The organism is Pandoraea iniqua, from assembly GCF_902459685.1.
In the GTDB taxonomy this organism is placed as follows: Bacteria; Pseudomonadota; Gammaproteobacteria; order Burkholderiales; family Burkholderiaceae; genus Pandoraea; species Pandoraea iniqua.
This window is the reverse complement of the sequence record NZ_CABPSF010000006.1, coordinates 359,987-371,944: the sequence shown is the minus strand read 5'-3', so window position 1 is coordinate 371,944 and position 11,958 is coordinate 359,987. Positions and strand designations below refer to the sequence as shown.

At 56.4% G+C, this 11,958-nt stretch carries 8 protein-coding genes; all 8 read right to left on the bottom strand.

The genetic code is table 11. The annotated features are described in order from the left end of the window. On the bottom strand, nucleotides 1-2,952 hold a 2,952-nt coding region (locus tag PIN31009_RS21020; RefSeq protein WP_174997310.1), incomplete at its 3' end, for an autotransporter outer membrane beta-barrel domain-containing protein. Nucleotide 2,953: 1 nt separating this feature from the next. Beyond that, the gene (locus PIN31009_RS28485) at nucleotides 2,954-3,073 is read right to left on the bottom strand and encodes an ESPR-type extended signal peptide-containing protein (protein ID WP_150740272.1); all 120 of its coding nucleotides are present in this window, start codon (nucleotides 3,071-3,073) and stop codon (nucleotides 2,954-2,956) included. Nucleotides 3,074-4,901: 1,828 nt separating this feature from the next. Next, the gene (locus PIN31009_RS21010; RefSeq protein ID WP_150740271.1) at nucleotides 4,902-5,852 is read right to left on the bottom strand and encodes a LysR family transcriptional regulator; all 951 of its coding nucleotides are present in this window, start codon (nucleotides 5,850-5,852) and stop codon (nucleotides 4,902-4,904) included. A 173-nt stretch (nucleotides 5,853-6,025) separates the two neighbouring features. After that, nucleotides 6,026-6,823: a hypothetical protein gene (locus tag PIN31009_RS21005; RefSeq protein ID WP_150740270.1), complete on the bottom strand. Its 798-nt coding sequence runs from the start codon at nucleotides 6,821-6,823 to the stop codon at nucleotides 6,026-6,028. Then, entirely contained in the window at nucleotides 6,805-7,686 is an 882-nt protein-coding gene (locus PIN31009_RS21000) for a helix-turn-helix domain-containing protein (RefSeq protein WP_150740269.1), read from the bottom strand. Before PIN31009_RS21000 ends, PIN31009_RS21005 begins: the two co-directional genes overlap by 19 nt. After that, entirely contained in the window at nucleotides 7,683-8,483 is an 801-nt protein-coding gene (locus PIN31009_RS20995; protein WP_150740268.1) for a helix-turn-helix transcriptional regulator, read from the bottom strand. Before PIN31009_RS20995 ends, PIN31009_RS21000 begins: the two co-directional genes overlap by 4 nt. Nucleotides 8,484-8,708: 225 nt before the next feature. Continuing rightward, nucleotides 8,709-11,168 (bottom strand): ATP-binding protein, encoded by a 2,460-nt coding sequence (locus tag PIN31009_RS20990; RefSeq protein ID WP_174991081.1) that lies wholly within the window; start codon nucleotides 11,166-11,168, stop codon nucleotides 8,709-8,711. 64 nt (nucleotides 11,169-11,232) lie between these two features. After that, the gene (locus PIN31009_RS20985) at nucleotides 11,233-11,877 is read right to left on the bottom strand and encodes a response regulator (protein ID WP_150740266.1); all 645 of its coding nucleotides are present in this window, start codon (nucleotides 11,875-11,877) and stop codon (nucleotides 11,233-11,235) included. Nucleotides 11,878-11,958 lie beyond the last annotated feature (81 nt).

Sequence of the window (11,958 nt, the reverse complement as noted above, 5' to 3'; positions counted from 1 at the left end):
CAGTGTCGGCAGCTTGTTCAGCGCTTGCAGCGTCGCGACATACCCCTCGTAGACTGGCACCGAAGGGCTATAACGGCGATCCGGGCTCGGCCCCGGGCCCGGCGGGTCATCACCCATCTGGCTGGTCAGGTACCAATTACCATCCCCGTTGCCCGCACCCGAGCCCTGTTGCAGCGTGTACGCATACGCACCGCCCATCACGGCTTGCTTGCCGTCCTTGGTCACGTAGTCACCCAGCAACGAAAAGGTGCCATTCGATTGACCGGCCACGTCCACAACCTCGATGCCGCTCACCGTCTGGGCACCCAGGCCACCGCGATTGACAACCTTCAGATTCGTCGAGCCCGACGTATTGCCTCCGACCTTGAGCATGTCGGTCTTGGAACTATCGCCATCCAGAACGGTATTGAGCACCAGCGTGCCGCCATTGCCGTTATAGTCGCCCGCGACATTGAGCACCGTGCCACCCGTGCCGCCGAAATTCACCGTGCCGCTATTCGACAGGCCAGCCATGTTGGTGGAGTAGCCGCCCAGATCGATCAGGGCGCCATTGGCAACGGAATAGTTTGAAGCCGAGGAGAACGCGCCCTCAGCGCCTTGCACCAGAGCGCCGCCGTTCACCGCGGTATCGCCCGAATAGGTGCCAGTCCCCGTCAGGGTCAGCTTGCCGGCACCGTTCTTGGTGAGTCCACCCGTGCCGTCCATCGCGCCCGAGAACGTCGTATCTGTGCTCTGCTCGAGAGTGAGGGTACCCGAACCCAGGGCCACATGGCCCTCACCCGTGAGCCCGCCCACGGTTTGGTTCAGGTTGGCTAGATCCGCGGTACCATCCTGCTCAACGGTGAGCATCCCTGCACCGAACGCGTGATCCGCGATGCCGGCCTTAGCTGTACCGTGTTCAACCGTCAGGCCACCGGTGAAGCTGTTGTCCCCCGAGAAAGTGGTGGTACCGGTACCGCGCTGAAACACGTCACCTGCCCCACTGATCTGGTTGGCCAGGGTGAAGTCGCTCGTCTTATCGATGGCCAGCGTGCCGTGACCGTAGCGCGTCGCCGCCAGCACGATATTGCTTTGATCATTGATGCTGCCGCCCTCGCCCAGCGTGAGCGTTCCCTGCGACACCGTGGTCGTGCCGGTATAGGTATTTACACCACCGAGCACCAGGTTACCCAGGCCAGACTTCGTCAGCCCGTCAGTGCCCTGAATGACAGAGTTGATCGTGGCGGTCTTGGTGGTGTCATCCACTTCGCCGTCACCGACGATGATGAGCGGATCATCCTTACCACCAAGCGTGAGGGCGCCGCCCTGAAGCACATAGCCATCGGTCATGAACTGCATGCCATTCACGCTGGGTGTAAAGCCGCTATCGATCGTGACTACGCCGCCCTTGCTGGTCGGGGTATCTCCGTTACTGAACACGGCGAAGCCGTTGCCAGACCACTTGGTGTTGATCTGCCCGTCCGCACCGGTCCAGTTGGTGGTGGTGCCATTCCAGGTGCCGTTGCCGCCATGGATGGTACCGTCACCGGTGAGCGTGCTGCCATTCCAGAAGAAGAACTGACGGCCGAACGTGCTAACAAGATTAACTTGCCCTTGCTGCTGCGTTTGCAGTTGATAAAACGACGCATCTCCTTCGGATACGTTGCCGATGGTCATCGTACCGGTGAGCGCGCCCGAATAGTCGAAGATACGATAGACACCAACGTCCATCGCACTACCATCCTCGATGTTGAGTTGGCTGGTACCCAGATTCAGGTCACCTTGGACGTTGAATATCGAGCGAGTCGATGGCCCGCCGGATAACACAACATTGACCTGGTCAGGCACAACCAGATTGTTTTGAAAGGTAAGTTGTTGACCGCTTTGACCGTAAAGCGTGCTGCCGCTGGCAAATGATGTCCCTCCTTGGACCACACCGTCACCGCCGAAGGTGCCACCAGCCATAACGTTGAGTGTGCCACCCAGTTTCGAACCATTCCCAAGTAGCAACGTGCCGCCTTTGACATTCGTAATGCCGGAGAAGCCGGAATCATCACCGGTAAAGATGGTCGTGCCAGCAATCTGGTTGATTGTGGCGGTACCGCCGTAGCTGCTTATATCCGCACCAAAAAAGTAGTGATCACCGGTATGGTTAAAGTTGATTGTGCCAGTGCCGCCACCCATCGCGCCGAAAGCAACAGAATCCACTTGCAACTCACCGGGGGCAACAGCTCCGCTCCCCGGAGCGGCCCCAATGTTCAGAACGCCCGTAGACCCCGCCCCACTCGCAATGTCCACACGGCTCTGGCCCTGAACGCTAACCATACCTCCTTCCGCAATTGTGAGAGTGCCCGTGCCGAACTGAGCAATTGAAAACGTGCCAGTATGTGTCCAGTTTGAGTTCCGCCCGGTGACCGTGGCGACGCCATCACCATTATTACCGATCACGGCAGTAGTACGGGAATCGACCGTACCGCCGTCCTCGATGTTCAATGTGCCGGCACCGGTTCTCCCAATTTCGAAATCATCTGAACTCGTCAGCTTGGAGCCTTGTCCGTTGACGGTAACCGTGCCCACACCGCTTGCTCGAAAGCCAATCGCAAAGGTATTGCCGGTCTGGGTAACCTGTCCGCCATTGTTGATGTTCAGAGTGCCAGCTCCTCCATCGCCAACGTAGAGGTAACCGGTACTACTATTCCATATGGACCCGACTCCGCTTACTGTGACGGTGCCACCAGCGTTAATATCAGCGTTTAGATTCGTAACGGTGCCGCCAGAATTGACGTTTAGTTGCCCGAGAACAATAAGATCGTCATTCACGTCCCACAATGAGCCATGCTCTACGCCCGGCACATCCACGCTCACACCACTGTCGATACGCTGATACGAAAAAGCAGGAGCGGCATACGGAGCCAATGCGCACAACACCGCCATCACGACCGCCTTGAAGCCTACATTCGGGACCACGCGCACGCTAACGCCCCCCCCCCTTCGCTTGGCCATTACCCCGACCGACGCTCTTTGCATGCTCCCCCACAGCTACGAGCATTCCAAGTCGCTTGCTGAATACAGTTCGATGTCGATTCTTGTTCATGTGCTAACTCCTATGGACTGGCCTCTTGATTTTGTCGGGGTACCAGAAAGCTGCGCACCCACTCGTTCAATGGAAGCCCCCCCCCAACGAGCCCCCTTCTCAAACGCCCCGACCATTCCGAAATCGACAGGCAACAGAAAACGATGCGAAGGGCGAACGCCTTATACCCGTCGAGCGTAGAGGAGGTCTTACGAGACCGCGGTTTGGATAAGTGGACTACTCGTTTGAATTGCTGCACGAGTTGCACTTTCAAAAGCGCAATCTCAAATAGGCAAAGGACAGGAGTGTGCAACGCACGTCATCGCGGGATACCGCAAAAAGAGGAAAAATGCGAATAACCTCGCGAAACTCCCTGGAATTTCTTGGTTTATGGGAGAAATCGTCAGTGAAAATTCGCGGACCGGCGCACATAGCATTACCGCTCCGACGGACTTCACTTGAAAGATCAGGCAGCGCAACTCAAAGCGAATACGGAATCGCCCGATTTCGTCGTCCAGCACACGGCTAGATCGACGAATCCCTGGGTTTTCCGTGCCCCGTTCACTCAATACCCAACTTCGACATAGCGCCGCCATGTTTCGCACGACGGAGAGATTCGAATCGGCAAGCGGATGCGGGCGTCACCGTAGCAAATTCTTGTCGGTGGCCGCGACATGGGCGCCTTGCGTGTCCGTTAGCGCCAACTTTCGTTGCTGATCGCCTGAAATGGAAGGAGAGAATTCTCGGCTCGTCCCCATTTGAGCCCCCCCTACATTTAACTCACCGAACAGTGACGTCGAACTGCCAGCATCCCCACAAGTAGATCGACTCCAACGAAACTATCACCAACAAAACGGCAAAAACCTGAAGCGCCACCCACACCAATTTGGAACGGGACTTGCGCCGAAATATGAGCGACAAATGACGTGACATGACCAAACACTCCTTACAGACTCCCTCCCGCTTCATTTGAGGTTATCAAGCATCGCTCCACGCCAGCATTGAAGTTCAAGGAAGTACTTTTGAATATGCAACGCGATTCTCTAGACGACCGAATACACGCAAGCCAAAAGTGAGTTCGCTTAGCCATTGCAGCATCCGCAAAAAAAGATCGACTACTCCGCTTTACGAAGCAACGTTCACATATCGCCGCATGTAAAACGCGACGCAATGAAATAACGACATCGCGTCAGCGGGGAGACATGGGGGCCAGGTGTTACTTGGTCGACGTCAGCAGCCGTTGGACCGTCTGTCGTTGCCCCCCCCCAATCCGTCGAGTTTGGTCGGCGAGTTGAACACTCACCTCGGTTGTCGCTGACGAATTACCTCACCGCGCAAGGCACATTCCGCAAATTGCGATTTCCCTCATCGACGAAATGATTCGTGCCGAACGATTATTTTTCAAACGAGGGAACTATCCTCAACTTCAGGATAAGGATCTGCGACGATGAAAAAAATGGAGAATTCGACAGCGGGCACGGAGACAATCCGCACCGGCGTCCAGAACAAGGAAAACTGCACCGAACTGGCACGAGTAGCAGGAGAGACGTCAACCTACGAGATGCTTCCTCCTGACAGCAAGGCCCGATCAACCAAGATTGCCCTAGAACTGCAACTCGAAAAGCACTATGGCCGCGAACAAACGCGGAGGCTTATGCGCGTCGTTTTCCAGCTCTACCGCCCTGCCGCGCGTTGCGTTCACCTCGCGAGACAATTCCGGGCGCTAAAGAACGAAGCCGTTGCAGCAATGAATTCAGGTGCGGGACTGGGGCAAATTCGGGATCTACTCACGACGTACATCAACTGCGGCATCGGTCCACGCTACCCCGCGACCTCAAACGCGCCGCAGCTACCCTTGCTCCGAAGTAACATCGAACTTGGAACGCTCCCTCAATCGGGTATAGAGCTCCATGACACCAAAATCGACCAATGAAGCGCGAGGAATACCGATCCCGATATTCCTAGAAAGGTTAAGCCCCGGGACAGATAGCCCATAGAGCTCCGGGTGCTGAGCCACCATCGATCTAGGCGCATAGGCGACCCCAACACCCGCAGCAACCAAGCTTAGCGCCAGCTCAAATGATTCAGCTTCTGCCGCCGGAGTGACGTCGCCACTCCGGCCGTCGAACTCCAAAAGCGTCGCGTGAGACGAATGTGCCGGGCACGTCACCCAGTCTCTCTCGTCGAGTCGCCCCAGAAGACTTCCTGATTTTGCCGCCGCTTCCCGGTGAAACGGTATTGCGAGAACAAATGGCTCCGACCATAGTGGAAAGAACTCGTCTTGCTGTCGACGGAATTCGTCCGTGCCGAACCATATCTGCCCGTTCTCGCCAAAACGCAATTTCACGCGCGCAGAAGGAACTGCATCGCGAATCATTTCGACGGCCGCGGATACATCTAACGAAGCCACATCGGAGCTCACCCCCATCACGAGGTGCGAAGCTGGTTGATCACAGGGGACATTGACCACCAAGGACGCGACCTCACGGACAAGGCGGCGAACCTTTGGATACCACGCTCGCGCAGCATCAGTGACAGAGACGCCCCCCTCCCCAATCTCAAAGAACTGCGCGCCGACGTCTCTTTCCAAGTATCGGATAGATGCTTCTATCGACTCCACAGGAAGAGCCAAGCGATTCGCCGCTCCCACTAAGCAGCGCTCTTCAAATACCGTAACGAACGAAATCAGGTGCCGGATTTCCATATGCGCTGGAGCGGTCCTCGAGAACATCCATTGGCGGGCACGGAAACGCTCATCCCGCGAGATATCATCACTTGAAGAAAACAGGTACCGATGCATGGAAAGAGTGCTGTCTGAATATTGCTCTACGACTGATAACGATCTTCAAGATTGGGTAGAGGGTCAGCGGTCAAGGCTGTCAAGAATCACCCAGAACTTCGGCTTGCGCAGGCGACGGCTGACACGGCCCTTCCCATCAACCGATTCGCTGCTCCTCCGCCCCCCCTCCCGGATTAGAAGATCGTCGATAACCCCACAACAGGGCCATGCTGCGTCACACGCCATGAGAAGCGATCGCCGCCATCGCCATGGGCGTAATCCTGATACCAGGCTCGATAGCCCACCCGAAAAATTGCAGGCTGCTTGAAGAGAAACATCCGATATCCTGCATACACCTGGAGATTCGTACTGAATCGGGAGCCGGCACCAAACCCGCCGATGTCCGCCTCGGAGAATAAAGTCCAGCGCTCCGAAAGGTCTGCATTCACACGAAGGCCGATGAATGGATCAATCCAGTTCGACGTATGTTGCCCGACCATCGGAGTGACCGACGCAATGAGTTGGGTCCAACGAAAACCAAATGTCGGCTCGATCGAAATTTCTCGCGAATGACCAAAGCGCGTGAGCCCAGATTGGCTAAATGTCGCAGCGCGAAAGAAGCCTCCAACGGTAATCATCTTGGAAGTTGTCGCGAATCGCGCATCAAGACCACCTATCGAAGCGTCCTTCCCTGCGTTGGTGTACTGACCATCGAAATACACACCATATCTACCGTTGGTTACCTCGACCTCCCCCATTACCGCAAGGTCTAAGTTGCTGACGATCGTCGGGAATGACACTCGTGCAGGCACCTCGTTCGGTCCAAACGCTCCGTGACCGCTCAGCGACGCCGCCCAAATATAAGGGCTAACGACGACGGACCAGCGTCCATCCTGCTGCACATCCATCTGTTCAGACGCATATGCGCTTTTCCCGATCATCGCCATCAAAATGCTTGCAACCACCAACCGTATTACCGCACGTCCAAGCATGCCTGCCCCCCATTGCCCACGCTCACGTCAGTCGGACTCTGCGCAGCGCAGACCGGTTCGTTTCGGAACTCCGACGGAGACATTCCTGAAAAGCGCTTAAATGCCACACTGAAGTTGCACGGACTTGGAAAACCGACCTGGCGTGCCACGACACCCACCGCAACGCCGGAATTTCTCAGGAGCCATGCAGCTCGCTCCATCTTTTCCCGACGTAAATATTCGGTCGCCGACATTCCCCACGACTCTCGGAATTCGTCCGTCAATCGACGCTCGCTCACACCTACCCGTCTGGCGAGCGACCTAACGCTCCATCTTGCAGGGCCTTCGCGATCAATTAACTCCACGGCGACTTGCGCGCCGCGGGTATTTGTCAACTGCCGCTCCGCCCGCTCAGTTTGGCAGGCGTCTCGCCTACCGATCTCGATAAGTAGCCTGAGTCTCGCGACGAGCTCTTCCGGCATAAATGGCAGAACGATGCAGTCCGACGCCCCCGCGGCAAACGCGCGAATTCGAGTTTCACTTTGAGGCGCCTCATCAGCAACAATGAGGGGGATTCGCTCCATTCGCTCAGTTCCTCGCACGAGGTTACAAAACGCTACCGCATCCATGCACGTGAGTGCGCTGTCGATAACAAAGGCAGTCGGCGGCGCGATCAACGCTTCATCGTGAGTACGCCATCCATCCTTCACAACGCGGACACTGAACATCTGCGAGCGGAGCATCTCGATGCCCTCCTCAAAGATCTCCCGCCGCTCTGTCAAAATCCAAATAGATATGGGCGTGCGAGCCGAAACGTCAACGCCGACGTGATTCGCAGACGCGCGACTATTCTGGATTCCCTGATTTTCGATTTGAGCATTCATACGTCACCAGAACTCACCAAAAAACCATTTACCCCGCCACCTTGATTCTCCCTGAACCTCGATGGGCTCATGCCTATCAATTGCCGGAAGGCAGTGGCGAAATTGGCACCGCTGGAGAATCCGAGCATCTCGGCAATAGCGGTAACGCTCATTGAGCTGGTGCTGAGCATTTGCCTCGCTCGCTCGATCCGATGACGACGCAGAAACTCTACGGCGCTACACCCCTCAACTTCCTTGAATGCCGCTTCAAGGTTAGCAACCGACACACCAATGCGGGCGGCCAACATCGCCTTCGAAGTCACCGTCGCATCTGCAGATCTCAGATATCTGACGGCAAGGCGATGAACCTCGTATCGGCGCGACGCTAGCCCAGCGCTTGGCGCCTGAGCGACGTGGTCGGGGACCTTGCCCAGGGTCATTCGGATCCTGATGCGCATCTCCACCTCCTCACGATTTGCCCCCGCTTCGATGTAATCCAATGCCCCGACGCGAAAACACTGAACGCGCAACTCTGGCGCGCCTGCTGGCCCCAACACCATGACTCGGATACGGCGAGACATGTCGCTCATCCCAAATTCAACACATCGGGCAACCGCGTCTACCGATCCCGATGTGACTTTCATTAGAACCAACGCCGCCCGCCTCTCCGTTTGCGCGTCTCGCATTGCGCCAAGAACATTTCCGACGGCCAAACTTTGGTATCCTGCCCTGGCGACTCCCTCCATCACCTCAACAGATTGCGTGATTGGCGCGTCGATCAAGACAATGCGCTCCCCATACAACGCTTCACCGAACATATCTCCCCCTTTCCCTCAAAGTGGTGTCAATGTTTCTCGACGATCGCCCCGGGCCCCACAGACGAATATCCGCGTTGTCTGTGATTGCCTCGCAAACATTGCAAACCGCACCTAACCAAACGTACAGGGACTATTTTCGAAAATTTGATTTGATATGGCTCTCCCCAATGTCTCACTCGACCCTCCCAAACCTCCCAAAAATCATCAACCCAGTGTTTGCGCGCCTCACAGGGGGTTTGATAACCTTTTCACTACCAAATCAATGGCTCGTATCAGACTGCGGGCCGAATCATCATCGAAATTGCCTCCGTCGAGCCAATCCTCTGTCTCTCGCGCAGTCGTCGCCAGCTCATTCAATCCAAACCAAGCAGCGGTACCTGCCGTCCGGTGCGCGATCTCCCGCAATTTCGCCGCGTCGCGCGCCTTCAGCGTGCCAGGCAAGCGAAGTTCGGCCAGGAGTTCGTCCAACGCAGCGATTAGTCGAGTCCGAAGAGCAGGGTTTTCTTCAAGGGAGAGCGCGCTTCGCGCATTGAGAACAGCGTCGTCGGCCACTTGCTCAGTGCCGAGTTTTGATTGCAACGTGACTAAGTCCAGAGGCTTGAGGAGCACCTCGTTGGCACCGGCCTCTAGACAGGCTGCCCGCAATGTCGTCGACAGATGGGCGGTAAGAACGTAGATTGGTACCGCGGCATGTCCAAGCTCGCCCCTAATGCGCGCGATCAACTCTGGGCCGTCCATGCCAGGCATCGCGTAGTCTGTAATGATCAGGTCGTAGCGCTTGGACCTTAGCAACCGCAACGCCTGAGCGCCATCGCTGGCAACATCACAGGTCATTGCAAGCCGCGCGAGTTGCAACTGCAGAAGATCTCTATTCAACTGCGCATCATCTACCACTAGGACGTGCATCCGCTGCTTACCTCGGAGCCAATTCCCATCAGGCGGTGGCTTAGCCAGTTCGGGAGGCTCAGAAGCCAGCGAGTCGACGACCACACTCCTCGCGATCGGAAGCGTGAGCTCAACGGACATCGTCGTGCCGTGCTCCTCGAAGCGAGATACCGAAATCCGCCCTCCCATGGACTCAACGATTGCTCGGGAAATTGAGAGCCCCAACCCCACGCCCGGCTTGTCGCGATTGGCGCCATGCCCTCGGACGAACGGCTCAAAAATCATTGCAACTTCATCGGGGGCAATCCCCATGCCGGTGTCACTGACTTCCAGCGTAACGAGGTCGCGCGACAGATCCACAGATCGAGAGGAGACCCTCAGCACAACGCGTCCCGACTCCGTAAACTTCACCGAGTTTCCGAGCAGATTCAGAAGCACTTGGGCAAGCCGTCTATCATCGGCGACGTAGGAACACGCCAAACCTGGAGCAACATCGACCTCTAGCGAAAGACCTTTTTTTTCGGCAGAAGGTTCGATGAGTGCAGCCGCCTCACGGGCAACCGCAACTATCGACACGTTTCTCGGGACAACCTTCAACTCGCCTTGCGTCGCCGCGGAAAAGGCCAAAATGTCTTCTAGAATCGCAGAAAGAATCGACGCTGCCGACCGGCCGATCCCAACTAAGCGCTGTTCTTCTTCGCCCAACTCCGCGTGCTCAAGGAGCTCCAATATGCCCTTCACACCACTTAACGGCGTCCGGAGTTCATGACTCACGGTTGCAAGTAGCGCGTCCTTCGCCGCGGACGCGGCCTCCGCGTTGCACTTAGCATCAGAAAGCGCCAAGCTTTGCCGACGCGCTTGAGTGATGTCTTGCACATAGCCATTCCAGAGCATCCCTTCAGCCTTACCGTCTGATGGGACAGCAACGATTCGAACGACTTCCTCTTCGTTTGACAGCCTCGATAGCTCTATCTCCATGTCTGTCGCTTGGTCATGACACGAGCCACGCAGCAGACTACGAATCAGGCGATATCGCGCCGGTTCGGATAATGCTTGGCCGAACGCCAGGAGCAGGTGCTCAGCAACGTCCGACGAAACCCCCAGCATCCGAAATGCGGGAGCGTTGACGAACGACAATGAAAAGCCAACTTTGGGCAGATACCGAAGCTGGAAAATCCCGATCGGGACCGACTGTGTCAACTCAACCAATTGCTGTTTGAGTTCGACCTCTCGCCGCTGCATTTTTCTGAGATCCGCAACGTCAAGGAACGCGGCAAGAACCGTATCGGGATGATCTGCCCCCCCTGTGCAGGCTCTTACCCAGTAGAGCGCCTCCCGGCGCTCACCATCCAGGGTCGTGTAAAACGTTGAACCCTTGACTCGGGCGGACGTAGCGCGCACTTGAGTCAAACTCGATTCGATCTTGCTCCACTCATCAACATCGAACAGCCCCGCGCCATCCGTTGGTTTGCCGATAAGTTGCTCCGCGAGTAAGCCTGTGGCCTCTTCCAGCGCGGGATTTACCGCCAAATATCGCCCATTCTCATCCTGCAAGAAGAGTGGTGTAGGGACCGCCTCCATGACAGCCGCTTGCAGGCCAATCTGAAATCGCAGTGATTGCTCGGTGCGCATGCGCCAGCGAATCTCTTGTCCCAGGCGAATCAACAGCAATGCGATAACCAGAACGCTTAACGCAAGGACGAACGCTACGACCATCAAACCGATATGCGTGTTGGCAACCTCGGTACCGGCGATATTGGACTGTCGCTGCTGTCCCCATGAGGCTGCATAGGGAAACATGCTTAAAAGGGCACCACCCAGCCAGGCTCGACACCCGGCCGAACATCCCGCCGCACTCACTGCGCTACTGCGAGAGCTTTTCATTGTTTCGGCAAAAATCGAGTAGTTCTTGGTTTGTCGCCAATCCTAGCTTTTCTTGCGCGTTTCGCTTGTGTTTGCTGATGGTTTTTGGGCTTCGGTGAAGGCGTTTGGCGATATCTAAGATCGAGAGCCCGTCGTACGCAAACATACGAAGAACTTCGATTTCGGAGCGAGTCAGCACTGACTCGCGAAACAGGCTGCGCTCGGATAACTGGGCCTCGCGAAGCAACTTCCGGATACTGCCGCTCAGGTAGACCTCCCTTCGCAGCGCATAACGCAGCGCCATTATCAAGTCGTCAATGCCACTGCCCTTGTCCACAACGGCCAACGCCCCACGCGAAACAAGCATCTTCACGATCGCAAGATTTCGCATTGCGGTAATTACGACAATCGGAGTGTGCGGTGTGAGACGGCGCAGCCGCTCGACCAGGAGCACGCCATCCCGCTCCTGGGATGCAGGCATGGACAGATCTGTCACAATTACGTCGCACTGAATCTGCTTCACGGTCGAGACCAGTTCCTCTGCTGTCGCAACCTCCCCGACGATTCTTCCGACACCGCTCGCCTCAATCGCCATTCGAATTCCGTAGCGCACAATCGAATGGTCGTCCGCCAAAATGATTCGCATCTTCCCCCCTACTCTCACCAGCCCGAAAGGCACGGCAAACTTCCAGCGACGCGATCGATAGCAGCGTTGAGTCGACTACCC